Annotated in this window: 19 protein-coding genes; 2 read left to right on the top strand and 17 right to left on the bottom strand. The window is 46.5% G+C overall.

Features of this window, described 5'->3' with window-relative positions; translation table 11 throughout:
• The first annotated feature begins 1 nt into the window (after position 1).
• Together WJQ40_RS01915 and WJQ40_RS01910 are read left to right on the top strand one after the other, a co-directional pair.
• Entirely contained in the window at positions 2 to 403 is a 402-nt protein-coding gene (locus WJQ40_RS01915) for a response regulator (protein WP_337537722.1), read from the top strand.
• Positions 400 to 2,553 (top strand): hypothetical protein, encoded by a 2,154-nt coding sequence (locus tag WJQ40_RS01910; protein ID WP_337537721.1) that lies wholly within the window; start codon positions 400 to 402, stop codon positions 2,551 to 2,553. Before WJQ40_RS01915 ends, WJQ40_RS01910 begins: the two co-directional genes overlap by 4 nt.
• A gap of 103 nt (positions 2,554 to 2,656) precedes the next feature.
• Here the strand turns inward: WJQ40_RS01910 and WJQ40_RS01905 are convergent, their stop codons facing one another.
• The 17 genes from WJQ40_RS01905 to WJQ40_RS01825 all read right to left on the bottom strand — a co-directional run.
• The gene (locus tag WJQ40_RS01905; RefSeq protein ID WP_262572304.1) at positions 2,657 to 3,091 is read right to left on the bottom strand and encodes a protease complex subunit PrcB family protein; all 435 of its coding nucleotides are present in this window, start codon (positions 3,089 to 3,091) and stop codon (positions 2,657 to 2,659) included.
• Positions 3,092 to 3,237: 146 nt separating this feature from the next.
• Positions 3,238 to 4,620 carry a trypsin-like peptidase domain-containing protein gene (locus tag WJQ40_RS01900; RefSeq protein WP_337537720.1) on the bottom strand — a complete coding sequence of 461 codons (1,383 nt, stop codon included), beginning with the start codon at positions 4,618 to 4,620 and terminating at the stop codon, positions 3,238 to 3,240.
• A gap of 85 nt (positions 4,621 to 4,705) precedes the next feature.
• The gene (locus WJQ40_RS01895) at positions 4,706 to 5,632 is read right to left on the bottom strand and encodes a glycosyltransferase (protein WP_337537719.1); all 927 of its coding nucleotides are present in this window, start codon (positions 5,630 to 5,632) and stop codon (positions 4,706 to 4,708) included.
• Between the two features lie 121 nt (positions 5,633 to 5,753).
• Positions 5,754 to 7,043 carry an LCP family protein gene (locus WJQ40_RS01890; protein WP_118798317.1) on the bottom strand — a complete coding sequence of 430 codons (1,290 nt, stop codon included), beginning with the start codon at positions 7,041 to 7,043 and terminating at the stop codon, positions 5,754 to 5,756.
• Between the two features lie 135 nt (positions 7,044 to 7,178).
• Entirely contained in the window at positions 7,179 to 8,588 is a 1,410-nt protein-coding gene (locus WJQ40_RS01885; protein ID WP_118798316.1) for an undecaprenyl-phosphate glucose phosphotransferase, read from the bottom strand.
• A 75-nt stretch (positions 8,589 to 8,663) separates the two neighbouring features.
• Positions 8,664 to 9,644 carry a glycosyltransferase family 2 protein gene (locus WJQ40_RS01880; RefSeq protein WP_337537718.1) on the bottom strand — a complete coding sequence of 327 codons (981 nt, stop codon included), beginning with the start codon at positions 9,642 to 9,644 and terminating at the stop codon, positions 8,664 to 8,666.
• A 20-nt stretch (positions 9,645 to 9,664) separates the two neighbouring features.
• Positions 9,665 to 11,044, bottom strand: a complete 1,380-nt coding sequence (locus tag WJQ40_RS01875; protein WP_337537717.1) for a glycosyltransferase — start codon at positions 11,042 to 11,044, stop codon at positions 9,665 to 9,667.
• A gap of 75 nt (positions 11,045 to 11,119) precedes the next feature.
• Entirely contained in the window at positions 11,120 to 12,841 is a 1,722-nt protein-coding gene (locus WJQ40_RS01870; protein ID WP_337537716.1) for a phospho-sugar mutase, read from the bottom strand.
• A gap of 41 nt (positions 12,842 to 12,882) precedes the next feature.
• Positions 12,883 to 14,856, bottom strand: a complete 1,974-nt coding sequence (locus tag WJQ40_RS01865; protein ID WP_337537715.1) for a glycosyltransferase family 2 protein — start codon at positions 14,854 to 14,856, stop codon at positions 12,883 to 12,885.
• Positions 14,857 to 14,867: 11 nt separating this feature from the next.
• Positions 14,868 to 17,144, bottom strand: a complete 2,277-nt coding sequence (locus tag WJQ40_RS01860) for a glycosyltransferase (RefSeq protein ID WP_337537714.1) — start codon at positions 17,142 to 17,144, stop codon at positions 14,868 to 14,870.
• On the bottom strand, positions 17,144 to 19,255 hold the full coding sequence (locus WJQ40_RS01855; protein WP_337537713.1) for a class I SAM-dependent methyltransferase: 2,112 nt from the start codon (positions 19,253 to 19,255) through the stop codon (positions 17,144 to 17,146). The genes WJQ40_RS01860 and WJQ40_RS01855 overlap by 1 nt, the downstream gene beginning before the upstream one ends.
• Before the next feature lie 4 nt (positions 19,256 to 19,259).
• Positions 19,260 to 20,564, bottom strand: a complete 1,305-nt coding sequence (locus tag WJQ40_RS01850) for an ABC transporter ATP-binding protein (RefSeq protein ID WP_337537712.1) — start codon at positions 20,562 to 20,564, stop codon at positions 19,260 to 19,262.
• Positions 20,565 to 20,609: 45 nt separating this feature from the next.
• Entirely contained in the window at positions 20,610 to 21,641 is a 1,032-nt protein-coding gene (locus tag WJQ40_RS01845) for an ABC transporter permease (RefSeq protein WP_337537711.1), read from the bottom strand.
• Positions 21,631 to 22,206, bottom strand: coding sequence for a dTDP-4-dehydrorhamnose 3,5-epimerase (gene rfbC / locus WJQ40_RS01840; RefSeq protein ID WP_337537710.1), 576 nt, complete (start codon positions 22,204 to 22,206; stop codon positions 21,631 to 21,633). The genes WJQ40_RS01845 and rfbC overlap by 11 nt, the downstream gene beginning before the upstream one ends.
• Before the next feature lie 18 nt (positions 22,207 to 22,224).
• Complete coding sequence (gene rfbA / locus WJQ40_RS01835; RefSeq protein WP_118798306.1) at positions 22,225 to 23,094, bottom strand: glucose-1-phosphate thymidylyltransferase RfbA; 870 nt, start codon at positions 23,092 to 23,094, stop codon at positions 22,225 to 22,227.
• 118 nt (positions 23,095 to 23,212) lie between these two features.
• Positions 23,213 to 24,295, bottom strand: coding sequence for a dTDP-glucose 4,6-dehydratase (rfbB, locus tag WJQ40_RS01830; protein WP_337537709.1), 1,083 nt, complete (start codon positions 24,293 to 24,295; stop codon positions 23,213 to 23,215).
• 76 nt (positions 24,296 to 24,371) lie between these two features.
• On the bottom strand, positions 24,372 to 26,551 hold a 2,180-nt coding region (locus tag WJQ40_RS01825), incomplete at its 5' end, for a GH25 family lysozyme (RefSeq protein ID WP_337537708.1).

The raw sequence follows: 26,551 nt of genomic DNA, 5'->3' as shown, positions 1-26,551 counted from the left end.
ACTGACAGGCCAGGAATCACAGAAATCGTTTTTTACAGAGCGTATTTTCAAATTCTGTGCAGGAAGGGGACTGTTTCCCAGAATTGAACAATATTGTGATCAGGAATCGTTTTTTGAAGCTGTGCGAACTGCGGCTCCTGAAAACGCTGTCATCGCATTACCCGGTGTAGACGGTCTGAATGCCGCTGAGCATCTGCGTGCCCTTTGTCCCACCTGCAAGATCATATGGTGCAGCGATCTGGATTTTTCACTCCATGCTTTCCGGCTTCGCATTGATTATTTTCTTCTGGAACCGGTAACTGAAGAAAATTTCTGTCAGGGACTCTGTGCCTGGTTTAAAAGAAAGATACCGGTTACCCGGTCATCAGACTGCAATGAACATAACAAGGAGGATCACTCATGAAAAAGAAAAACATAACCCGCTCTGTACTGAGCCTATTGCTTGTGGCATTACTTGGCCTGTCAGTCACAGGCTGCGGTAATGCACAGGCACCCACCCTCACAGACGAAAACACAAATGCAGAAGCCTCTGCTTCTGCTCGGCCATCCGATACACCGGCAGAAGAGATACCAGCAGCCAATACACCGGCATCTGATTCCTCTTCTGCTGTGCAGCCATCCAGTGCACTGCCTGTAAAGGCGCTGCACCCAAAACAGGTAGAGGAAAACCCTTATATGGCCAAAAGTGATGCCAATATTCATCACGATGGCTATAATACCGACTCCACGGATGAAATTCTTCCTCTCGGCATTTATCCGGAAATCAATGTCTCTTATGAGACGACCAATGCCAATGCTTCACCGGCCATTTACTTTGACAGCTACGGACATGCTGTCGTTCCGCTGCTTGGAGGCATTGCCATCCGTGACCTGAATGCTGAGGAAACCCAGACACTTGGCTATTTCTCTCCAAAGCAGCATGACGGTGGCGAATACATCATTCAGAGTTCCTATACCTTTCTGGACTCAGAAAACCGTATTGTCTGTCCCACCAGCAATAACCATGTTCTAATGCTGCGCACAACAGATGAAGACGGCAATGTGCTTCCGGAATTTGAAAAGGTACTGGATATCGACATTAAGGCTGCCTCTGAGGCTGCACTTGGCAGGACGCTGGAGCAGAATCTTCTGTCTGTTGTTTTTGATTATGAAGGAAATCTCTGGTTTGCCACCGGTGGCTTCCGGATTTATCCTGAGCGTAAACAGCAGGGTGTGGTCGGTTACATTGATCACGAAGCCATTGATACGATCCTGGACGGTGGGCAGGCAGATCTGTCAAAAGCCGTATACGTCCATGAGCTGACTCCTGGTGAAGGTGCAGAAAACGGTATTGCTGCTTCCCGGGAAGGCGCTGTGATCCTGACAAATCAGAACTGCTATCTGTTGCGTGCAGAAAATGGTGTGGAAATTGTGTGGTGCACGCCATACGAAAGTATTGGTGCAAAGGTCAGTGGTGAAAATGACAAAACGACCGGCGGCGGCCTTGCGTGGGGCGGCGGCTGTTCTCCCTCTCTGACACCAAACCTCGTAATGTTCACCGATAACCAGGATCCGGTAAATCTCCTGGCCCTTGACATGAAGACCGGAACGATCGTAGCAGAGTGTCCTGTTCTTGATGATCTCCCTGACGGCTATCAGGTCGCAGTAGAAAACTCCGCTATCGTATATGACGATGGAGAAGGCACCGTCAGCACCATTGTCTGCAACTGGTTTGGTGCCGGCAATGCCGGGCTTGCTGATCCGGACAATGACTCTTCCATCCAGAGCTATGCTAATATTTATGATACAAACTGGCTCACAAAGGGTAATATCATGATTGCCCCCGGTGTTGAACGTATCGATACCGTAAAAACAAAAAACGGCTATGAAATGAAAAGCATCTGGTGCCGGAATGACCTGAGTGACACATCCATACTGAAGCTCTCTACTGCAACCGGCTATATTTACGGTTATGTACAGGATCTAAGCAGCGGCATGTGGCAATATATCATTCTGGATTTTGAAACCGGTGAAACTGTATTCACCATGGATGTATCCAATAAATATGGCTACAACAACATGGCGATCGGTATGTATACCGGCAACAGTGGAAATGCCCTTTATTGTCCCACCGGATATCTGGAGCTGCTGCGCTTACAGGACCGGTTCGCATACCTGCCTGAAATGCCTTATCGCAAAATTGATCTCGATCAGGCATCCCGCCATGTACTTTCACAGGAGCAGTTTACAGCAGCCGGTGGTGCAGGCTCTGTTGCAGGCTGGCTGAATACAATATCCATCCGTAACGTACATCCTAATACTACTGTTGCCTTCCGCATGAATAATCTCTCTGGAAGTGTCAGCGATCTGACACTCTATGCTTACAATGCAGCTGGCATCCTGACACCTGTTGCATCTGAGCTGTGGAAGATCACCTCTGAAGATGGTCAGACAGTAACAGAGCTGACAGATGGTACACTCTATGAAGTACGCATCACCGTTGCAGACAACGGAGATCTCGATTTAAACGAAGTGGAAAAAGAAATCCGGCTTTCTGTTGTGCTTGGAAAGTAGAATGAAGTGCAGAAAATAAGTTATCGAAAACCCCGGTGCTGCAGCCGGGGTTTTCCCATCTTCCAAGTCCTGGTACAGACAGACTCCTGGCCGGAACATCTTCTTACTCAAACACTACCGGCTTATCTACCAGCTCTGCCTTGATCACAATATAAGGATAGGAAACGCTTTCCTTCTTTCCCCCATTTTCTCCCGGTACCGGTCCTTTCAGTGTTGTATCAAAATAAATGGCATTGGCTGTCTCATACAAAGACTCCACCACAATACTGTAACCACCGGTCTCCTGTTCCCCGTATCCCCGACAGAGATACATGAACCCATTATCCTGATAAGTCACCTTGAATCCATCCGTCTGCTTTTCCTGCAGCGTTTTCAGAAGTTCCTCCGGAATATTTTCTTCTGCTGTAACTGTAAAAGCAAGATCCTTTACCTTTTCCAGATTATCAGTTTCCTTTTTGCAGCCCGTAAGAGAAAGCAGCCCCCATAACAGTATGAGCAGCAGTGCCATGCTCCCGGTCTTTCGATATTTCTTTTTCATCAAATACAGCCATCCTGTTTTCTTTGTAAAATCCTATGAATTTCCGGGCAGAAAAATACCGGCATGAAATGTTTCCACTTCATGCCGGCACCACTATTTCGTATATCAGCCGGATCTCCCTTTATGCTGACTCTTCAGACTCTGGATTACTGCTGCTGTGTCGGTACACCACCAAGTGTTACCTGAACAGTCTTTGCCTGGTAGCCGGTAGGACTGCCCTGCATGATCGTAAGCTCTACAGTAGTTCCTGCTGCATAATAGCTCAGCTCATTCTTCAGCTCTTCCATCGATTTGATCTCTTCACCGTTCAGTCCGGTAATGATATCACCCTTTACAAGACCTGCCTGTGCTGCACCGGTTCCCTCTGTAACAGATGATACATAAACTCCCTGTGGCATACCATAAATTTCTGAATACTCTGCTACCACATCAATGCCTGTAATACCAAGATATCCCTTACTGTCCTCGTTTACCTTAAGTCTGGTCTGCTTGGTCATCAGGTTCTCGATGATAGGCTTTGCATCAGAAATCGGGATCGCATATCCCATACCCTCTACTGTACTTCCACCGATCTTGTTGGAATTGATACCAATGACCTCACCATGGATATTCAGAAGTGCACCACCTGAATTACCGGGATTGATCGCTGCATCTGTCTGGATAAAGGTGTTAACCTCTGTATCTGTTCCCGTCTGGACATTCTGTGAACCATCACTGGCAATAGCTCTGTTCAGGGCACTGACAACACCTGTTGTAACAGACTGTCCATAACCAAGGGCATTACCAATGGCTATCACAGGTTCGCCAACAGTCAGTGCATTGGAATCACCAAGTGTAGCAATGGAAATGCTGCTCATGGTGTCACTGCTGATATCTGAAAGCTGTACTGCTATGACCGCCAGATCCTTATCGGCATCTGTACCCTTGATCTGTGCCTGGCTCTGACTGCCGTCTGCAAACTGTACCGTCAGCTCCTCTGCAGATTCCACCACATGATTATTTGTTGCGATCAGAAGCTCTGAATCATTCTGTCCTACGATGATACCAGAACCGCTTGCTTCCCCTTCACTGTTATACTGCTGGCCAAAGAAGGATGTGGTCTCTATATATTTATTATTTACAGATACAACAGAAGGCATTACCTTCTTTACAACCTCTGTCACATCTGTTGTCGTAGTAAGTACGGTACCATCTGCTACAGCCGTCCCAAGGCTCTGGCTCTCTGCAATGGACACAGAAGTATCTGCCGTATCTGGTGTACTGTCACTGTCAGCTGCTTCAGGAACAGTGCTCTGTATCTCTGGCTGTGCTGTTGTTTCCTTTGTTACTGCATTCTTTGCCAGGCTGGATGCTGTTGTGACCGCTTCAAAGCCGATTCCTGCAAAGATACCAAATAATAAACCACAGCAGATACCAAGTGCTATCTTCTTCCCGTTTCCGGATCCTTTTTTCTTATTATGTGGTTCTTCCTGTTTCTTTACTGGTTCTCCATAATGATATGTGTTATCTGAGTAATTATTTTCGTACATAACAATTACCTCCTCTTCTCTCAACTCTTGACTACAGTATATCCACTAATTGTGTTCAAAGTGTGATAACCCTTTGACAAATCTGTCAAACCTTCCAGTATTCCCTGTTCATGGTAAGGAAAAGAACCACTCTTCGAGGCAGCTTCCGGTAATTTTTTCCAAGCCTGTATCCCAGATACTTACAGCCGCTCTGCCAGACCAGCTTAAAGATCATAAACGGCTTTCCTGTCTTCAGGAGATACCCTGCTGTTTCCTTCACCAGCTTCATGCCTTCCTGCTGTGTTGCCACTCCCCCAAATATTTCCGGATACTGGGCATGGGATACCCCAAGGTCAAAATTCCGTTTAAGCTGCTGGATCCCTGTGTAATTATGGGAATGATACACTTCCGCATCTGCTGCATAAGCAATACTTCCACCGGCATTAAGAAGTCTTCTTGCAAAGATCATATCCTCATTAAAAATTGTATGCTTCACGAAGCCTCCCAGCCTTTCATACCATTCCCTGCTGTAGGCTGCACAGACATCTGATGCAAAAAAGGCCTTGATCCCTCTGGTTTTCAGATCTGCTGCTGTCTTGAGCTCTGACCTGTCCGGATAATTGAACTGTCTGGTAAATGCCTCGATCACGCCGCCGTCCTTCCGGATCAGCTGCCTGGCATAGCTCATCTGTGCCCTTCCCTCTTCGATCGGTGCTGCCAGCCTTTCGATCAGATGACTGTCCGCCGGGATAGCATCATCCGTCATCATCAGGAAGATATCATTCTGCGTCCGGGAAACAGCCCATCTCCTGGTTCCTCCATGATCAAATTCGCATCTTGAAATATGCTTTACTGATACATTTTTATATCTGTGCCAGAAATCTGTACCAGCGATCAGCTGTTCAAAATAAGTCTGCTCTGTATTGACCAGAAAAATATCATCCGGTCTTCTGGACTGTTCCTCCAGCCTGTCAAGCAGGGTAAACAGCTCCTTGTCCGGTTTGTATACCGGTATGATCACATCTATCTTCATGTTTCAAAGTCCCTTCACTCAGGAAGCCTCTCCCTGCCGGTCTCCTGTCTCAGTATTCAGAAAAAGGACCACGCTGCATGGTCCTTTTTCTTCTTAATTATATTTATTACCGGGTACTGCTTTAATGAACGTATCCGCTTGTATCTGATACGATCTTATCACTGTACTGCTGGACAGCAGATGATGGTGTATAAGATGCATCATTAAACAGGAATTCATGCAGCCATGCTACGTTGTCTGACAGTGACTTCGGCACTACGCAGCTTCCCTTTGCACCGACCGTACCTGTAGCACGCATGCTCTCTTCAGGGAATCCGCCCTGATCCACGATCTTGTACTTGGCAATATCACCAAGCAGTTTAATGATCTCTGACAGATCCAGGGAGGTATATACTTCTCCGAATACATCATTGGCAATCTGATTTAATGTTGCCGGAGAAGCTGTCTTTGCCTTCTCTGCAACAGCCATCAGCACACGTCTCTGTCTTGCTGCTCTTTCAAAGTCATCTCCGACATATCTGATACGGCAGTATGCAGTTGCCTGCAGTCCATTCAGTGTCTGAAGGCCAGCAGAAGTTACCGGTATATAGTCCGTACCTGCTGTTGCAGTGAATGTCTCGCCGTCCTTTGTCGTACCTACCATACTGATCTGATAGTTATTCAGATGTTGGATCTCATTTTCATGGACATCGATCTGAATACCGCCCAGTGCATCGATCGTATCGGTCAGTCCAGCAAATCCAACAGTAACAAAGTCTGTGATATTCATATCCAGGTTCATATTCAGCATATTGATCGCCTGTTCAGGACCACCCTTTGCATATGCTGCATTACACTTATTATAAGAATCATTTCCCAGATTCAGGTAAGTATCACGGTAAACAGACACCAGCTTACACTCTCCCGTATCCTGATTGATGGATGCGATCATGATGGTATCGCTTCGCGTCTTCTTGTCAAGCTGTCCTTCCCTGGAGTCAACACCAAACAGGGCAATATTACGATAGCCCTTCATAGTCGTCTCTTCCTTCTCCTTGACCTCTTCATTGATCACGATATCCTCTTCCGGAATATCTACCTTTCCTACCTTTTCTGTCTTCAGTACACTGTAAAGAACAAATACCATCACAAGCAGGATCAGGATCTCTATAATAAAGAGTACGATCTTTCCGCCCTTATTCTTCTTTTTCTTTTTATGATGAGCACTGCCATGCGAAGCATGTGAGGAAGTACTGCTGTGCTTTACAGGAGCTTTTTTTCTGGATGAGCTTCTGTATTCACGCTCATATTCATACTCCTCTTCTTCCTCAGCCCTTCTCCTGGCTGCGGCCTTTCTTGCACGGATTTCCTCTTCCCGGCTTCTCTGGCTTGCCGGTCTCCTGTTTGCAGGTCTTTTTGGTTGCTGTGCCATTTGATCTTCTCCCTTATTCTACGATGTTTTCTTTCGTATTTTCTGTATACAATGGATAATTTTCTCACAAATCAGCGGTTTAGGCAACCCCTGACTATTATTATTTAGGTATTATTAAGATTTCTTAAAACACCATTAATATGCATTTTTATTGATAAAACCTTTAAAGATCGTAAGAAACATGATTCTGAAATCAAATCCCATGGACCAGTTTTCTATATAATAAAGATCATACTCGATTCTTTTACGGATAGAAGTATCCCCGCGATACCCATTGATCTGTGCCCATCCGGTCAGCCCCGGGCGGACCTGATGCTTGATCATGTACCTTGGAATCTCCTCTTTGAATTTCTCCACAAACTGCGGTCTTTCCGGTCTTGGCCCAACCAGGCTCATCTCTCCCATCAGGATATTAAAAAGCTGGGGCAGCTCATCAAGACTGGTTTTTCTGAGAAATTTACCAGCCTTCGTGACCCGTGGATCATCCTTGACTGTCCATCCCTTTTCTTCTGTAGACGGCTTCTGAACCTCCATCGTCCGGAATTTGTACATTCTGAACACTTTATTGTGCAGCCCCACTCTCTCCTGTGCAAAGATCACCGGACCTTCACTGGAGAATTTAATCATCAGTGCCGCTGCGATCATAAGCGGTGAGGATACGATGATCCCCAGCATGGAACCTATGATATCAACCGTCCGCTTGGCCACCCAGTTCAATGTATTGGTAAGTGGTACATAACGGATATTGATCACCGGCAGCCCCATCAGATCCTCGGTATAAGGGTGGCTTGGTACCAGTGAGTTATAATCCGGGATAAACTTTGTATGCACACCAGATTTTTCACACAGATCAACGATATATTCCAGATGATCATAATCCTTCAGTGCCAGTGTGATTGCAATCTCATCCAGCTTATTTTCCGGCAGGATATAGTGGATATTCTCAATACGGCCAACTACCTTGACCCCCTTGTACATAGTTCCGCTCGGGATCCTGTCGTCCAGAATCCCTCTGACAACATAACCCCACTGGGGATTGGCATTGATCCTCGTGATATATTCCTCTGCTGCTCTGGAATAACCGATCAGCAGAATATATTTCAGATTGTAACCACGTCTTCTAAAAAGCTGCAGAAGATTTTTGATCATCATCCTGCAGACAGTCGTAAGTATGATGTTGATCCCATAAAAGAGGAACATCATAATACGTGAGAAATGTGGCTGCTTGATCACATACAGTACTACAATAAAGAATACCAGACCTGCCGTATTTGCCGAAATGATATTGATCAGCTCTACCTTCCGTCTGGTGACTCTCTTTGGTTTGTACATATTAAAATAATAATATATCGCTATATATCCGGGCACCAGAAAATAAAGAAACCTGAAATAGGTTTCCTTGGAAAGAGCTCCCGCCCCCGGTTCCGTATCCGCAAACCCTGTTGCAAATTTTATATACCATGCAAGTAAATAAGAGATCAGCACCACAATGGCATCTACTACCAGGTGCAGTCTGTTAAAAACCTTCTGATTATCCTTGATCATTACCCTTACCTTCTCATCGGCATCTGGTTCACTTTCTTACCTTAACAATACTAGGTACATTCTACAATATTATACTCAAAAGCACAAGCGCCGTAATGTGTTCAGAAGCAGCTCCCATTCTGTCCACAGATAAAAAGGGAGCCTCTTCAGCTTAAAGTGTACCCGTTGTTCCCTTCCCTCTTTGGAAGCACACAGGGAGATTCCCTTTTTCAGGCCGGAAAGATAGCTTTTCCCCATCCCTTTTCTGACAAAATAAACACCCTTGATCAGGATCCCCAGCAGTAAAAAGGGCAGATTGATGAGCAGCTGCAGGGGCGGCATGTTTTTATAGATCAGATACAGATTGTTCCTCGCTGTCAGTTCCACCTTAAAGGGATTATGCCTGGAGCCCGATACCGCACTCCCCGCGTGATATACCGCCGCATCCGGTGCAAACAGATTCCGGTATCCATAAAGATTGGCACGATAGCCCACATCCACATCCTCCAGATAGGCAAAATGTGCTTCATCAAATAATCCAATCTTTTCAAGCAGCTCCTTACGGTAGATCGCAGCTCCGGCACAGGCACTGAAGATCCGGTCACATTTTTGGTATTTTTCCACTGGCTGATCCTTTCCTCTGGCAAAGGCAAAGCCAAGCAGGCAGTAATAATCTCCTGCCCCATCAAGCTTCTCCTTCTCCCTCATCTGGATCATTTTAGCTTCCATGGAAAAACAGTTACTCTCTTTCTCCATGGCCTCCTCCAGATGCTCAATACACAGAGGATCTGTCGTTGTATCATTATTTAAAAGAAAAACATAAGGTGTTCCCGCCGCCCTGATCCCGGCATTGACTGCCGCCGAAAATCCTTTATTTTCAGGAAAGGAAATCAGCTCTGCTTCCGGGAATTTCTCCCTTACAAGTACGTCACTTCCGTCTTTTGAAGCATTATCCACCACAATGATCTCCGGGATCCGGCTTCCTGCATACAGAGATTTCAGGCAGTTTTCCATATAAGCTATTCCATTATAATTGGGGATCACTACTGTTGTCAGTTCCGTTTTTCTCTGCTCCATGGATCCTTCTGCTTCCTTTCCTATATTTTCTCTGTCATGGCCGGATCATATACAATCCGCATGCCTTTTTGCCGGATCTGGCTGCAGAGCTTTCTGCTCAGCTCCAGATAATCCACATCCTCCTTCAGGCTTCCCTTCCAGTCAAAACGTTTATTTACCGGGTTTTTCATATAAGGAAGCCCTGTCAGCTCCTCGATCAGCTTCTCTCCCGCAGGAGATGCCATCATGCAGCGGACATCGATCACTTCTGCCTCCTGCTGCAATACTGCCCGGTGCATATAACCGCTATATTCCTTATGCAGCCCTGCATACAGAGGCGTTCCGTCTTCTCTATAAATACCGCCTGCTATTTTATTTTTATGATCGACCAGGCGGCCTCCCACCAGTCCTACATCCGGTCTGTTGCTTAAAAGATCCGGTTCATACTCTATCCGGTAAAAGCCAAGATGCTTTAAGGAAACTACCTTTCCCTTAAAGCCACGGAGCTTAAGGAACCCTTCTACCGCACGCTTTCCCGCATCATAAGCATAGGCCTTGCTTGCCGGATTCTCTGCCGTGGAATCCCGGTGGCATCGCCAGTGATACAGAACCTTATCCACATGGACAATGGGCAGAGGCTCTGCCTTGACTGCCTGTCTGTTCTTTCCCATCATATGGTTTACCGCCCGGAGCACCAGATCATAATCCTGTGCCCCGTCACAGGCTCCGTTGAGCTGCAGCTCCTGCATAAGCTGCCTCTTCATCACCAGGAAATGACAGATATAATTATTAGACAAAATTAAATCAAGATTAAAGTTCTCTTTTCTATGTGGTTCAAAATAATGGGCAGCATCCCCATCACACTTGTCTTCATCAGAATACAGCATCTGTAACTCTGTATCTTCCCTCTTTGCCTGCTCAATCCTTTCCGCCATGGCAAACAGGGCATCCTCCGTCAGCAGGTCATCATGATCCAGTAATGCTGCATAATCTCCAGTAGCGTACATCAGTGCCTGATTGGTATTGGCAGAGATCCCACCGTTCTGTCTGATCCTCTTATACAGGATCCGCTTGTCCTGATACGACGCGATCACCTTTTCCGGTTCTTCACTTTTACTGGCATCTGCGAGGATCAGTTCAAAATTCCCATAGGTCTGCGTCAGTACTGATTCGATCATGGCCCGGAGCAGATCTTCCCTTGTTTCATAAACGGGCACAAGAATGCTGAACCGCACAGAAAAGTTCTCTCCTTCTTTTTTCTGCCGCTCCCGTTCCTCCACTGTCAGTCCCTGATAACAGTATGCGTCCTCCTTCTCACTGTCGATCCGTTCTCTGGCTGCATACCAGACACTCCTGATCCCATTTTTTTTCAGGTAATTTATAGTCTTTCTGAAATTGGCGAGTTTTAAAATCTTTCCCATACCTGCTCCACAATCTCTACGACCGAATAACGGACACATGGAATTGATCCGCTGCGTCCGTTACTCGTTTTTCCTTTATAAATATGCTTTCAGATCCTCTGTCAGCTTCTCAAGCCTGGCCTGTGCATCCTCAAGGCTGGTTCCCTTTACGCCCATGTAGAATTTGATCTTCGGCTCTGTTCCGGAGGGTCTCGCGCAGCACCAGGAATCATTGGTCAGATCAAAGTAAAGTACATTGGACTTCGGAAGCCCTGTAGGCTTTGTTTCGCCGGTTTCAAGATCAAGAACCGTATCCTTCTCATAATCTCTGAACTCTTTAACCCTGAGATCACCAAAGCTCTTCGGCGGATTGCTTCTGAGCTTGTCCATGATCGCCTGGATCTGTGCAGCTCCGTCAATTCCCTTCAGCGTCATGGCATACTGTGTTTCTTTATAATATCCGTATTTCTCATAAAGCCTCAGCATCTGATCCCATACGGTGATGCCCATCTTCTTGCACCATGCAGCCACTTCACACAGGCACATAACAGCTACGACAGCGTCCTTGTCTCTTGCATGGGTTCCTGCCAGACAGCCATAGCTCTCTTCCAGGCCAAATACATAATTGTTGCTGCCGGTCTGCTCGAATAACTTGATCTGCTCGCCGATGTACTTGAAGCCTGTCAGGACTTCTACGAAGCGAAGACCGTAATCCTTGGCAATAGCACCTGCCATGTTGGTGGTAACAATGGTAGTTACCAGTGCCGGATTCTCAGGCATGGTGTGTGTGGCAGTTCTTTCTCTTAAAATATATTCTGCGATCAGCATACCTGACATGTTTCCTGTGAAAGGCATGTACTCGCCGGTCTTGCTGTCAAGCGCATAGATACCAAGTCTGTCGGCATCCGGGTCAGTAGCAAGGACGATATCTGCATTCTTCTCCTTAGCCAGCTTCAGTGCCAGGGTAAAGGCCTTGGGATCTTCAGGGTTCGGATACTCCAATGTGGTAAAGTCGGGATCTGGAAGCTCCTGCTCCGGTACTACATATACATGCTTGAAGCCAAGCTCTGAAAGGATCCTTCTGACCGGTACATTACCTGTTCCGTGGAAGGGCGTATATACGATCTTGATCTCATCTGCAACTTCCTTAATTATTTCAGGATGAATGATCTGCTTTTTCAGTTCTGCCATGTAAGCATCATCAATTTCCTTGCCGATTACCTGATACAGTCCCTTGTCCATGGCTTCCTTCTTGTCCATGGTCTTTACTTCATGATAGTCTGTAACATTCTTCACTTCTGTAATGATCTCTTTATCTCTGGGGGCAGTTACCTGTGCACCATCCTCCCAGTATGCCTTATATCCGTTGTATTCCGGGGGATTGTGGCTAGCTGTGATCACAATACCGGAAATGCAGTGCAGGGTACGCAGTGCAAAGGAAAGCTCCGGAGTCGGTCTTAATGCATCAAATACATATGCCTTGATTCCATTTGCACAGAGGCAGAGTGCTGCTTCATCTGCAAATTCGGGAGACATCCTTCTTGAGTCATAGGCGATCGCCACACCTCTGTCCCTGCCGCCCTGCTTGATAATATAGTTGGCAAGTCCCTGGGTTGCTTTTCTTACGGTATAAATATTCATACGGTTGGTACCGGCACCGATCACACCTCGAAGTCCGCCTGTACCAAATTCCAGTTCCTTATAGAAACGGTCTTCGATTTCTCCTTCGTTTCCCGCAATACTGCGAAGCTCTTCCTTGGTAGCTTCGTCAAAATATGCGTCCTTTAACCAAAAATCATACTGCTCCCTGTAGCTCATAAAGGTTCCTCCTCTTTCATTTACAATAGGTACTCATTATATCATGTTTTTAACGCAAAGTCACTTCTATCAAGTGAAAAATTGGGATTGTAATAGGGATCTCCTTTTTCCAGCACAGTCTTCCATTTTTCCCGGAAATGTGCAGATTCCCGGTTATAGCGCTCTGCCTTCTCCCCGCTGTCATCCAGGCCCCTTGATACCGATTCATAATGATAAAGCTCCGCAAAAGGAGTAAATACATTTAAGAGTCCCTTCTCCCTGAGCTTTAAACAGAAATCAATATCATTCAGGGAAATGGCAAAGCTTTCATCAAGACCTCCCACTTCCTCGAAGAGGCTCTTTTTCACAAGCAGGCAGGCTCCTGTCACAGCAGAAACATTCTGTGCATAGCAGAGCCTTCCCATATAGCCCAGGTTCTCCCTGCTCTGGCCGTAATGGCTGTGTCCGGCGGTTCTGTGCGCACCAAGCTGCAATACCACACCGGCATGCTGGATCGTCTTGTTTCCATAATAAAGCTTGGCCCCTGCCGCCCCCACATCCTCACGCTGGGCATACATCAGAAGCTCTTCCATCCAGTTGACGGTAATGACCTCTGTATCATTATTTAAAAGGAGGATATAATCTCCCTTTGTCTGCTTTACCCCAAAGTTATTTACGGCAGAATAGTTAAATCCATTCTGTCCCTCCGGCTTTTCATAAGTAACCACACGGATATTGTCATATTCCTTTAAGGAAGTGTAGTACTCAAAGATCTCCTTCGTCTCACTGCCATTTTCCACAATCACGATCTCATAATTTTCATAGGTCGATTTCTCCAAAATGGAAGTAATGCAGCGCTTCAGGTCTGCTGCGTGATCCTTGTTTGGGATCACAATAGAAATCATGGGATCTCCGATAATTTCATATCGGATCTTGAAAATGGTTTCAAAAGCCCTTGTCGAGGTGATCTGGAAATGGGTAAAGCCATGCCGTCTCAGATGGTCTGCCACAGCTCCCTTCGCCGCAGCCACTACATAAGGCTTTGCGTCGATCCCGGAGGCCACACTGCCCTCATGGCATCTCCAGTAATACAAAAGCTTTGGAATATGCACGATATGCTTTGCCCTGTCTGTCATACGAAGGATCATATCGTGATCCTGACTTCCGTCAAACCGGGAACGGAACAGCTCCTCCCCTTCCAGAAGCCTTTTAGCAAACACGCTGAAATGACAGATATAATTATTGGCCCGCAGATTGTCCACTGCATAATCCGGCTTGAAATGCATGGTCAGCATTTTATTGATATCGCCATTTTTAAAGGTAGTTTCATCACAGTAAATATAATCGGCATCCTGCTCGTTGACCGCCTTCACATATTCATACAGCGTACTTGGATGCAGGATATCATCATGGTCAAACAGCCCGATATATTCTCCCGTAGCCAGCTTCAGGCATTCATTGGTATTTCCGGAAATCCCTTCATTCTTTAAAAGCTTCTGATAAACGATCCTGCTATCCTTTTCCAGATATTCCCTGCAGATCCTTCCTACCTCCCCGTGCTCTGCATCCGACCCGTCAGCAAGACAAAGCTCCCAGTTCTGATAGGTCTGATTCAAAACAGATGTTATCATATCCCTGAGGAACGGTTCCGGCGTATTATAAAGAGGTACCAGGATGCTGATCTTTATCATCCTGTCAAAGACTGTCTCCCGCTCTTCCTTTGCCCTTGCTTCGTCCGGAAAGCTCTCTGTTCCATATCTGGCCATTGCCTTCCGTTCTATCTTCTTATAATCCAGCTTGGCAAGCACACCTCTTATACTTCCGCAGTTTTTCAGCCTGTCCCGCTGGCGGATCACGAAGTGCATGCCCCGTCTGAGCGGTGCACTGGCTTTCCAGAGGGGATTATTTTTGATCCGTGAAAGCTTGAAATTCAGTTCTTCATTCTTTGCTTCCAGTACCGCCACACGCTCTGCCAGATCTGCTGTCTTGATATGTTCCTTTTCATAGGCTTCCTGATAATTCTTTTCTTCTGCCATATCTGTCTTTCTTATCCTTTCGCCCGATTCGTTTCATCAAAGTAAACCTGTTCTTCTCCTGCCCGGAGCACCCAGCTGCTGTATGAGAACAGCTTCTGCCTGGAGCACCCATCCTCCATCAGCATTCCAAACCGGTACTGCCCCTTAGGAATGTCCAAAAGATGTACCTTTGCTGCAAACCCGGTCAGCTCCGTATGGATCTGATCCTTCAGGTTCCCGTCAATATCCGGGCGGTAACAGTCCCTGACCGGGATCAGGAGCTTTTCTCCTGTTTCCTTTTCTTCCAGAAACAGCGTCTTTTTATAACACGCGTTATCAGATCCGATCACAAAGGCATAGCCCTGGAAATAGTATCCCTCATCTTCCTCTGCAGGAAGTATCTTTCCCCTGCCAGCCGCTACACCATACTTCCATTTATAAATATCCATGGCACATTCCATGCCAAGTACAACGCAGGCATCCTCCCTGGCATTATCCGGCAGTTCTTTCTTCTGCACCCTGCTCCACGACATATCCATGGACACCTGATAATGATAAGCCGGTGTGTATTCTGACTCCAGCATATCTGTCGTAAGATATTTACTATAATAGGGATCCTTCCCATAGCAGTCCTGGTGCCGCTCATAAAGCACATCCTTTTCCCGAAGAAGCCGGAGCTGCTTTTCCTCAGACTCTCCGTCCTTTCCACGGCTCAGTGATTCATGGTGGTACAGCACCACATCATTTCTCTGTATATTATCATATCCGCTTTCAAAAAGGGTATAGCAGAGATCCACATCATTGAAGGCTACTGCAAGACCCTCGTAGAAGCCGCCAAGCTCTTCAAACCTCTTCCTCTGAAGCATCAGGCAGGCTCCGGTCACCCCCATCATATTGTGGACATACCGGTTCCTTCCATAATAGTGGTCATCCTTATCATCCAGAAGCTGCAGCTTATGCGCCGGTCCCACATGCAGATTGGTAATCCCGGCATGCTGGATCACAGTAGAATCCGGATACAGGAGCTTAGCACCTACTGCTCCCACCCGCTTCAGCACTGCCTTTTCTGCCAGCTTCACAAGCCAGTCTCCCTGAATGATCTCCATGTCATCATTCAGGAAAAGAAGCAGATCTCCTTTTGCCATGGACGCTCCCAGATTACACATCCGTGAGAAATTAAAAGCCATGGACTCATAATGATAGCAGATTTCTCTGCACAAAGGATAATTTTTCTGCTGCAGTGCTTCTATATTTTGTTTAATCAGGATTTTATTTTCTTCTCTGCTTCCATTATCTACGAGAATGATCTCGTAAGGGATCCCCCCTTTGGTACGCTCTGTCAACGAGCTGATACAGTGGAACAGCACCTCCGGATTATCCTTGGAAGGGATGATAACTGATACCAGATGGTCTTTCCCATCTTCCGGCTGCCAGCTGTCCTGTCTTTCATACCCGAATGCACAGTCCGCGGAAAGCCGCATTTCCTTCACGGCTCCATACCCTTCCTCCGCCGTATGATACAGCACCTCATCTATATGTCTGACACAGCCTTTCCCTGTCAGACTGATTTCCTGACCGATTCCCCGGTTGATCACCTGATAACACAGCTCATAGACTGCATTTTTCCGGGTCAGAGCCTCCTTTGCTGACAATCCTTTCACAAGCTGCTTATTCTGATCAAGGCACTCGCACACGGCTCTCGCCGGAAGTGCCACCAGACTTCCCATATAGAAATACGAAAGGAAGGTATCCGGAGACCAGTCCGGCTTAAACCAGGGTTTCTCTCTTCCCTGTTCTGCCATCACATCTTCATCTCCATATACCAGGACCGGCATTTCTTCATTCCATGTCTTAAACAGCATCGGCAGCGCAAGATCTGACAGCATCCCCTCAGCCATGGCAAATAAAATAGCATTTGTATTTTTTTCTTCGCCAAATGCTCTGATCTCCGGGATCCAGGCCTCTTCTCCCTTTCCATCCTGCCAGACCGGCAGGCAAAGGAATTTCACTGTATTTTCCGTACCTTCTTCTTTTTTTCGTACTTCATACCAGACAGGTGTCCGGATCATTTTTGAATGTATTCCTTCATTTTTGTATCCGGAGCCGTCCTGTGTCTGTTTTTTTGCTTCATTTTTCAGACATTTCTCATGTACTGATATAATGATCTTATCAATTCGCAGTTTTTCTTCCTGTTGCCTGATCCATCCATCATAGGTCATTTTCAGCCCATTCAGTTTTTTTTCGTAACTCCTGAACTGTTTTTTCATCAGGATATTTTTTGCAAACCGTTTCAGATCTGTCACGTTCATTATCCTTTCCGGAACAGATGCTTACACCCGTTCATAACATCAAAAGCCATATCCATCGCCACTGGGGACAGCTTCATCCGCAGGTGCAAGGTATTTTCACCGGTAACCGGCATCTCCAGTACAGAAAAGGTCATTCCCGGATCCATGGTTGCAAATACCCATGTCTGATCCTTTACCTTCCTGCCATTGGTGGCAAAATTCTTATCACTTAACTGTACTCTGCTTCCGTTCAGCAAAACCTCTTCCATCCTTACGATACAGCTTCTGTCTGCAGGGTCTACCCGCAGCGCCCGTACATTGCCGTCAAAAGGAATATCCACTTCTATGGTATCCTCATCTGCATATACATCCGGCAGATACTCTGAGTTCTGCTCACTGAAGCCTTCTCCAAAATCACGGTACACCTGGATCCTATCATCCAGTATCTTCTGCAGATGCCCCTTTGCCAGCTTCTTCACATCAATACAATAGGTACCGATCCCGGCCCGGATCTCGCCCATGGACTTATGCTTTCCGGTCACCTTTTTCTGGAACGCCTCTTCCCTAGCCCGGTATTCCTCTGCCTCCTGCTGCGTGATATGAAGCCTATTCATGATCCGGTCAAGATCCAGTTTATTTCTTCTTTCTTCTTCCAGAATATAGCAGTAGATTGCCCGGAAGGCGATCTCCTTTGTACTGATCTTTTCTTCCATCGTCCACTCATAATCGATCACAGTGAACCGGTCATCCTTTACAAGGATATTGGCAAAGATCAGATCGTAATCTGTCACACCGCTGTCTTCGCCATAGGAAATAAGCTGCAGATACCGTTCAAACAGCCGTTCAAATTCCTCTGTATCATCCTGAAAAAGTGCCTTATCCATCAATTCTTCCAGCGTCACACCCTCTTCAAAGTCAAAGCCGGCATAGCTGCCATCCGCCGGAAGGGTACATTCATTAATCCTAAGGTCACTTCCCGCATAACGTTCTTTTAACAATTTGCAGGAGTGCTCCATTTCCCGTACATGGCCTTTTGCCTGCTCTGTCAGCGGATATTTCCGGATTTCCCTGCCCTCTGCTGTCTCCAGAAGTGCTGTGCAAAGCTGATAGCTTTCTGCCCGGTCATTGCTGTATTTCACATAGGCCGCCTGTGGCATTTCCCCCGTGATCACCATAAAGGAATTGGAGAAATCCGGGAAGCTTCCATCCTCGATCAGTCCGTCATATACATATTTTTCATTAAAGGTAATCAGTCTGTCCCTGTCAAAGTTCCGGATATTATCTGTCAGCTCTCCTACCACTGGCAGTCTCCTGTCAGAGTAGATCACTGTCGGGAATTTATAATCCGGGTAGGGATAATAGAAGGAATAATCAGATACTCCACAGCTTTCAAGGATCCTGCAGAGTCCCTTTCTGCTGAAGGTTCTGGCACTGCCGCCATCCGGATATCCTTCAAGACCGGAAAACCACGTTCCCAGGTGATCCTCCTTGCATCCGGCAAAGTACTTAAGTCCCAGCTTATTTTCAATTGCGATCACCAGATGACCGCTCTTTTTCACATGACGCAGCATGATCTTCAGAAAATCTTCATAGGGTGTTTTCGAGGGGATATAGGATGCCCCATATTCAAACACACCGATCAGACATACAAAATCATAGTCTGCCGGAAGCTCCGGCTCGATATCCTTAAAGTTTCCCACATGGATCGTGATATTGTCCTGATCCTGGTTTCTCCAGGCGTTGATATGGCTTCTTCTGGCTGACAGATCCACACAGGTCACTTCTCCTGCCTTCTGCGCCAGCTTGTCCGTGATCGCACCACATCCGGATCCGATCTCAAGCACCTTATGCTCCTTCGTAATGGGAAGCCAGTCCACAATATTGGCCCGTAAGGGAGATAAATGATACAGGATCGGCCAGCTGTTTTTTTCCTCGATCAGCTCCTGATATTCCACTTTGGAAGCATTTTTCACGATACCGAGCAGTTCATCCTCGATCGCTCCATCACTATACAGATCTTTTCCCGGATAATGGCTGTAATCCAGTCTGACACTGCCGATTCTTTCTGGCAGGCTGCTGATCAGCTCCTCCTGCTGCAGACGGATCGGCTTTCTTACTCCATCCTGATTCATGGGCTTACTCCTTTTCCTGCTGTGAAAGCTCCTTCACAACGACTCTGGAATTCATATCATAGTATCCAACAGTATCCTTATCAGAGATCACCGTCATGTTTATCACATCATACAGTCTGTGATATACCTGAAACTCTTCCTTTTCAAAACCAGTCACACCAAACGAAAGAAGATACTCTCCTCCCTGCAGGTCGATCTTCTGGGTAAAGGTGATCTCCATGTCGCTGCCTGCCCTCACCGGAGAAAGAAATGCCTTTTCCACCATGGTATTGGTTCCTGTGATCTCCACACCCTTGATATTCTTGATCGTAAAGGCAAAAATAGGAGCTTCTATATCATGCTCAAAATGCACCTGCATGGTGATCGTACATTCCTTTCCCTTCAGCAATGCACTGGTCTCTCTTCCCATATCATCTGTTATTTTATATCCGGTGATCATGGCGTCCTTCGTTCCGTATTCCAGCAGCTCCGGATTCACTTCACCCTTCACTGTGCCCGCCGCCGCTGCCGCTGCTGCGGTGATCTCCTTATCAGAAAGGAGGCTCTGATCGTCCGCAGCCGGTACGTACTGACCTACCAGCACCTGTTTATAAGCATCGATCATTTCCTTGGGGGAGCCTTCTCCAAGCTTCACGCCCTGGTTCAGCAGTACAACCCTGTCACAGTATTTACTGATGCTGCTTAAGTCATGGCTGACAAAAACGATGGTCTTTCCCATCTCCTTGAACTCCTCAAACTTGTGATAGCACTTTGCCTGAAAGAAAACATCTCCTACCGACAGCGCTTCATCCACGATCAGGATCTCCGGTTCAATATTGATGGCTACAGCAAAAGCCAGCCGTACAAACATACCGCTGGAATAGGTTTTGACCGGCTGATGTACATAATCCCCAATATCTGCAAAATTTAAAATATCATCCATCTTTGCATCGATCTCCTTCTTGGAGAAGCCGATCATCGTACCGTTCAGATATATATTTTCAATCCCGTTATATTCCATATTAAAGCCGGCACCCAGCTCCAGCAGTGCGGAGATCCTTCCATTCACATGGACAGATCCTCCTGTTGGATTCAGAACACCCGTTATTATTTTCAGGATCGTAGACTTGCCGGAGCCATTGGTTCCGATAATTCCCACCGTCTCTCCCTGATAGATCGTCATATCCACGCCCTTTAAGGCATAGTGCTCCTTGTAGCGCTTCTTTCTGCCAAATCCAAGAGCCTCCTTCAGACGATCTGAAGGCTTATCATACAGCTTATAGGCCTTTTCCAGTCCTTTTACCTGTATTGCGACCTTTTTTTCATCCATTTTCCCAGTTCCTTTCTCTGTCCTGTAAAGTATGCCACAGTCTCCCTACAGAACATCTGCAAAGTGAACCTTCAACCGTTTAAAGATCAGTGATCCCACACAGAACAGTGTCACAGTAAAGATCCAGAAATACGTGGAGGAATAAAAATGTTCAAAGAACCATTCATCTCCATAAATCGCATTGCGATATCCATTGACAATATAAACAAGGGGATTGAGCTTCACCAGCGTCACCAGTCTGTCATCCCCGATCTGGCCGATGTTCCAGAGGATCGGTGTTGCCCACATCCCAACCTGCAGGCCGATATTAATAATCTGGGAAAGATCCCTGAAAAAGACGGTAATCGCACAGGTACAGTAGCTCATTGCCAGCATCAGTACAAACAGACAGAAGCTGTAATACACGATCTGGATCGTATAGATGGTCGGGTAGTATCCGTAGATTCCGGCTACAACAAGCAGTACTCCCGCAAAAAATACATGGATAAAGGTAGCTGCTACCAGCTTAATGATCGGCAGGATACTGATGTTAAACACCACCTTTTTCACCAGATAGCTGTACTCCAGAAGGGCATTGGTGCCGCTGGTGATCCCCTCTGAAAAATAAAACCAGGGAACAAGACCTGCTGTCAGGAAAAGCACATACGGTACCTCCACTCCGCTGGCCACCATTTCACTTCTGGTATTAAAGATCACATCAAAAACCACATAATACATGGCCACCGTTACAACCGGCTGTACCAGTGCCCACAGAAATCCAAGATAAGAACCGGCATAACGCTTTTTAAAGTCATTTTTGGCAAGCTTCCAGATCAGCTCCCTGCTCTGGAAAAGTTCCCTCGGAATGATAAACATCCTGTCATAATACACACTGAAGATCACACATGCCAGCAAAAGAAGTGCACAGGCACAGAATTTCTTCAGATTTTCCGTGTGGATATCTGGTGCCAGCGGATTACTATGGCTGACTACCATAATCCCCACCAGAATACAGATCCCCCAGAAAATACCAATTCCCACCGGCTTTGGAACAGATTTCAGCACAGATGCCAGTGATTTCTTTTCTTTACTGTTCATGCTGTCCTTTTCTCCATTCGGTGTAAGCTTTAAGTCCGCCCCACTTCTGATCCTTGTCTGACATCACAAGCTCAGTTCCCGGCGCAAAGGGCCATTCCACGCCGATATCAGGATCATCGAACTTAAGACCGCCCTCATCACCCGGATGATAAAAATCTGTACATTTATAAGCAAACTCCGCATAGTCGGAAAGGACAAGGAAGCCATGTGCAAAATTCTTGGGAATAAAAAACTGCTTCTTATTTTCTGCAGAAAGGACAACACCATGCCATTTTCCGTAGGTTACAGAACCGGGACGCAGATCCACAGCCACGTCAAATACCTCCCCGCTCACCACACGGACCAGCTTGTCCTGTGGATATTCAATCTGGAAATGCAGTCCTCTCAGCACATTCTTCACAGAGGCTGACTGATTATCCTGCACAAAGATCTGGTCAATTCCTGCTGCCTTATAATCATTATAATTGTAGGTTTCCATAAAATACCCTCTGGCATCTCCATATACCGCCGGGGTAATGATCTTCAGTCCTTCAATCTCACATGTCTCAACTGTTATTTTTCCCATTTCTGTCCTGGAACGTCTCTACAGACCTTCCGCAACCTCCTTTAAATATTGGCCATAATTGGTCTTCATCAGTGGCTCCGCCAGCTTTAAAAGCTGTTCCTTATCAATAAAGCCTCTCTTATAGGCAATCTCTTCAATACAGGAGATATAGAGCCCCTGTCTCTTCTGGAATGCTGCCACGAAATCTGCCGCATCCAGCAGGGAATCATGATTTCCGGTATCAAGCCACGCAAAGCCTCTTCCAAGGGTTTCCACCCGCAGGGTTCCTCTTCGCAGATATTCATTGTTGATACTGGTAATCTCAATCTCTCCGCGTGCAGAGGGTTTCACATTGGCTGCGATCTCCACAACATCATTGTCATAGAAATAAAGTCCAGGTACCGCATAATTGCTCTTTGGATGCTCAGGCTTTTCTTCAATGGAAAGAGCCTTCCCGTTTTCATCAAATTCTACGACACCATACTCTCTCGGATCTCTGACATAATAGCCGAAAATGGTCGCTCCGCTTTCTCTGGCTGCAACCTCCCGAAGTACCTTTGAAAAGCTCTGTCCATAAAAAATATTATCCCCAAGCACAAGTGCCACAGAATCATCTCCGATAAAATCTGCGCCGATGATAAAGGCATCAGCCAGTCCTCTTGGCTGCTCCTGTACCGCATAGGAAAACTTCATGCCAAGCTGGCTTCCATCAGAAAGCAGCTCCTCAAATACGTGGATATCACGTGGTGTAGATATGATCAAAACCTCCCGTATCCCGGCCAGCATCAGTGTGGATAACGGATAGTAGATCATAGGCTTGTCATAAACCGGCATGATCTGCTTGCTGATGGCCTTGGTGAGAGGATATAATCTGGTTCCCGAACCTCCTGCCAGAACGATTCCTTTCATTGCATAACCCTCCATTCCATGCATTGCATAATCTATATCAGTATACCACAAAATGGGAGTGATTGTAAATCACTCCCATTTTATCTCAGATTTTATCTGCGTTTTCATGCTCTGTATTTTATTTTGTATGGTACATATCTTCGTAATACTTCTGATAACCACCGCTTGTTACATTCTTCAGCCATTCCTCATGCTCAAAGAACCACGCGATAGTCTTCTTAATGCCATCCTTAAAACAGGTTTCCGGCTCCCAGCCGATCTCTGCCTTAATCTTGTCCGGTGCGATCGCATAGCGTCTGTCATGTCCCTTACGATCCTCTACATAGGTGATCAGATCTTCACTGACCAGAGCCTTTCTCGGATCATCATCAGGAAGCATTTCCTGCAGAGTGTCAAGAATAATATGAATAATCTCGATATTCTGCTTTTCATTGTGTCCACCTACATTATAGGTTTCAAACAGGCGTCCCTTTTCCTGTACCATATCAATGGCCTTGGCATGATCTTCCACATACAGCCAGTCACGGACATTCCTTCCATCTCCATAAACCGGAAGCTTCTTGCCCTGCAGTGCATTGTTGATGATCAGCGGGATCAGCTTCTCCGGGAACTGATAAGGTCCGTAGTTGTTGGAGCAGTTGGTAATATTAGCCGGGAAATGATACGTATCCATATACGCCTTTACCAGCATATCTGACCCTGCCTTGCTTGCAGAATAAGGACTGTGTGGTGCATAAGGGGTTGTCTCATAGAAATAACCGCCATCCTCACTTAAGGAACCATATACTTCATCGGTAGATACATGCAGAAACTTCTTATCTGCTTTAAAACTGCCATCCGGAAGCTCCCAGGCTGCCTTGGCACAGTTCAGCATAACAGCGGTTCCCAGCACATTGGTCTGTACAAAAACCTCAGGGTGTTTAATACTGCGGTCTACATGGCTCTCTGCTGCGAAGTGGACTACTCTGTCAATATCGTTCTCAGCAAACACCCTGCTGATGGCTTCCTTATCACAGATATCTGCTTTCACAAAGGTATAATTGTCTCTTTTCTCAATATCCTTCAGATTCTCCAGATTGCCCGCATAGGTCAGGGCATCCACATTGATGATCCTGATCTCCTTGTCATATTTCTTAAACATATAATGAATATAATTTGAGCCAATAAAACCGGCTCCTCCTGTTACCAGATAGGTTCTCATTTCTTTTCTCCGTTTCTCTTTCACTGATATCTTATCTACGGTTTACTATAACGCATATTCTGCAGGATTACAACCTCTAATACCCCAGATAGCTGATATTCATATCCACATTTCCACTGATACCGGACACCTTGCCTTTGGAGGAATACTGCCACATATCATACTTGGTTCTTGTATAGGAAGGTGCTGCCGCATACTGCGCAAGCCAGATCTTGTAGCCTGTCAGGCTGGGTGTATTCATATAGCTGGTAAACCATGTCTTATTGGCATAGATACCTGCCTTATAGCCAGAATTCTGGATTGTCTGACAGAATGCCCTGCAGACTGCTGTACGGGTATCTGCACTGATCGCATCTCCCCGTCCGTTGCTGGCCTCTACATCAAGGAATACCGGATAGCTGATATTATAGCCTTTGATCAGGCTTAATACCATGGATGCTTCCTCTACCGCTTCTACCTCATTTACTGCCTGGGTGAAGAAATATACACCTACCTTCAGACCTGCATTCTGGGCTCCCTGGATATTGCTCCTGAACTTTGGATCCTCGATCAGGGCTCCTGTTGTAGAACCCCGGTATCCGCATCGGATAATTACATAGGATACACCACTGTTTTTCACTGCTTTCCAGTCAATGCCGCCGTTCCACTTGGAAACGTCAATTCCCATATGACCGGAGCCGGTATCCAGCACACCGTTATCATTAAACTTGTATTCTGCCCCCTGGATAACCTGCCGTCCGGTCACCTTATTTCCGTTTTTGTCAAAGAAATAGGTTGCACCATCAATGGTCTGCCAGCCGGTATATCTGTACTCCCCTGTTGTTTTGCTGCTCTTTCTGTAAAATTCCTTAATATCATTATTATAATAATCTGCGTACTTGGCTTCCCGGAAATTACCGTTGCTGTCCTTGACATACAGCTTATCACCGCTGTTGTTCTTCAGATCTGTCTTGGTATCCGTTCTGGCACTGTTTGCAGGTGTTGGCGTAGCACTCGGCGTAACCGTAGGGGTCGCCGAAGGTGTTACAGACGGACTCGGACTTACCGATGCACTGGCACTGGCTGACGCGGATGCAGACGGTGTTGCTGTAGGTACTGCTGTAGGTGTCACTGCAGTCGGTGCCGCCGTTGCTTCCGGTGACTTTGTTTCCTGAGGCTTTTCGGTCGGTGCCGCCGTTACCTCCGGTGACTTTGTTTCCTGAGGCTTTTCGGTCGGTGCCGCTGTTGCTTCCGGTTCCGGAGTCGGAGTCTCTGTCTGTACCGGTTCCGGAGTCGTCTCACTGTTATTATTTCCACCGCTCTCTTCTTCAAACTTCCTGGACAGCAGCCGGAAGCCCGCTGCTGTCTTGGCAGCAGGATCTGTAATATCTGACCGCGAAACCTTTTCATAGCTGTCCTCGGACTTCTCAGTTCCTTCTATCAGTGTCCTGGTCGATTCTACCCATTCTACCGTATCCGTATTAGTGGATTCCACTTCTGTGTTATTGACTGCGGTATCCTCTACCGCTGCATTGACCTGTGCTTCTGATTTGATCTCATCAGCCACTTCTACCTTTTTATATTCGATCGTGTCCTTAACGGTAATAGTCACCGCTTCCTGGCTGAAGCTGTATTCGTCAAGACCGGAAGGTCCAATGATCGCTACCTTATATTTCCCAGGGGCAATATTCTTTTCATAAATAATACCATCCTTATCATCATCCTTCAGTACATAGTTCTTGCCATCCGGTGGCGTTACCTCTGCTTCAAAGGCGATGCTTGGTATCAGCTTTCCTGAAGTTTTGTTAACAAACTTGATCTTCAGGTCTTTTTGGATAGAAGTCATATTCATCATCACTTCTATCTTACCTGTATTCTCATCAACCTGTTTTTCCTCTTTTTCAAGCCTTTCAAGCTCCTCTGCCATGGCACGCGAGGACTGTGCATCTGCTATGGCAAGCAGACCGCTCTCTCCGATCACAGGGATATTTTCAAGACCCTCCCCTATCTGTGCAAAAGCCGCGATCGCTTTTGTCTCTGCTCTGGCATTCAGGTACATACTTCCCGCTACGATTCCAACTGCGATCACAATGATACCGGTCAGAGCCACTGCATAATCTGTGAGGGTGCGTTCTTCGAGGAAATCTATAATCCTGCCAAGGCCATCTCTCCTTCTTCTCCGGAAAGCATACGCCCTGTCATCTTCCTCCTCATCATCTTCATAATCCTCGTCGTCTTCGTAATCCTCGTCGTCCTCGTAATCCTCGTCGTCCTCGT

Origin of the sequence: Suilimivivens sp. (assembly GCF_037359455.1) — a bacterium.
Classification (GTDB): Bacteria; Bacillota; Clostridia; order Lachnospirales; family Lachnospiraceae; genus Suilimivivens; species Suilimivivens aceti.
Note: the sequence above shows the minus strand (reverse complement) of the source record. Positions and strands in the feature narration are given on the sequence as shown.

What these genes read in the sequence shown, in the direction of transcription:
- WJQ40_RS01885 (WP_118798316.1), bottom strand. Translation starts at nt 8,588, where the DNA reads ATGATCAAGGATAATCAGAAGGTTTTTAACAGACTGCACCTGGTAGTA.
- WJQ40_RS01850 (WP_337537712.1), bottom strand. Translation starts at nt 20,564, where the DNA reads ATGGATGAAAAAAAGGTCGCAATACAGGTAAAAGGACTGGAAAAGGCC.
- WJQ40_RS01910 (WP_337537721.1), top strand. Translation starts at nt 400, where the DNA reads ATGAAAAAGAAAAACATAACCCGCTCTGTACTGAGCCTATTGCTTGTG.
- WJQ40_RS01900 (WP_337537720.1), bottom strand. Translation starts at nt 4,620, where the DNA reads ATGTACGAAAATAATTACTCAGATAACACATATCATTATGGAGAACCA.
- WJQ40_RS01905 (WP_262572304.1), bottom strand. Translation starts at nt 3,091, where the DNA reads ATGAAAAAGAAATATCGAAAGACCGGGAGCATGGCACTGCTGCTCATA.
- rfbC (WP_337537710.1), bottom strand. Translation starts at nt 22,206, where the DNA reads ATGGGAAAAATAACAGTTGAGACATGTGAGATTGAAGGACTGAAGATC.
- WJQ40_RS01845 (WP_337537711.1), bottom strand. Translation starts at nt 21,641, where the DNA reads ATGAACAGTAAAGAAAAGAAATCACTGGCATCTGTGCTGAAATCTGTT.
- rfbB (WP_337537709.1), bottom strand. Translation starts at nt 24,295, where the DNA reads ATGAGAACCTATCTGGTAACAGGAGGAGCCGGTTTTATTGGCTCAAAT.
- WJQ40_RS01860 (WP_337537714.1), bottom strand. Translation starts at nt 17,144, where the DNA reads ATGAACGTGACAGATCTGAAACGGTTTGCAAAAAATATCCTGATGAAA.
- WJQ40_RS01855 (WP_337537713.1), bottom strand. Translation starts at nt 19,255, where the DNA reads ATGAATCAGGATGGAGTAAGAAAGCCGATCCGTCTGCAGCAGGAGGAG.
- WJQ40_RS01880 (WP_337537718.1), bottom strand. Translation starts at nt 9,644, where the DNA reads ATGGAGCAGAGAAAAACGGAACTGACAACAGTAGTGATCCCCAATTAT.
- WJQ40_RS01865 (WP_337537715.1), bottom strand. Translation starts at nt 14,856, where the DNA reads ATGGCAGAAGAAAAGAATTATCAGGAAGCCTATGAAAAGGAACATATC.
- WJQ40_RS01875 (WP_337537717.1), bottom strand. Translation starts at nt 11,044, where the DNA reads ATGGGAAAGATTTTAAAACTCGCCAATTTCAGAAAGACTATAAATTAC.
- WJQ40_RS01890 (WP_118798317.1), bottom strand. Translation starts at nt 7,043, where the DNA reads ATGGCACAGCAACCAAAAAGACCTGCAAACAGGAGACCGGCAAGCCAG.
- WJQ40_RS01895 (WP_337537719.1), bottom strand. Translation starts at nt 5,632, where the DNA reads ATGAAGATAGATGTGATCATACCGGTATACAAACCGGACAAGGAGCTG.
- rfbA (WP_118798306.1), bottom strand. Translation starts at nt 23,094, where the DNA reads ATGAAAGGAATCGTTCTGGCAGGAGGTTCGGGAACCAGATTATATCCT.
- WJQ40_RS01870 (WP_337537716.1), bottom strand. Translation starts at nt 12,841, where the DNA reads ATGAGCTACAGGGAGCAGTATGATTTTTGGTTAAAGGACGCATATTTT.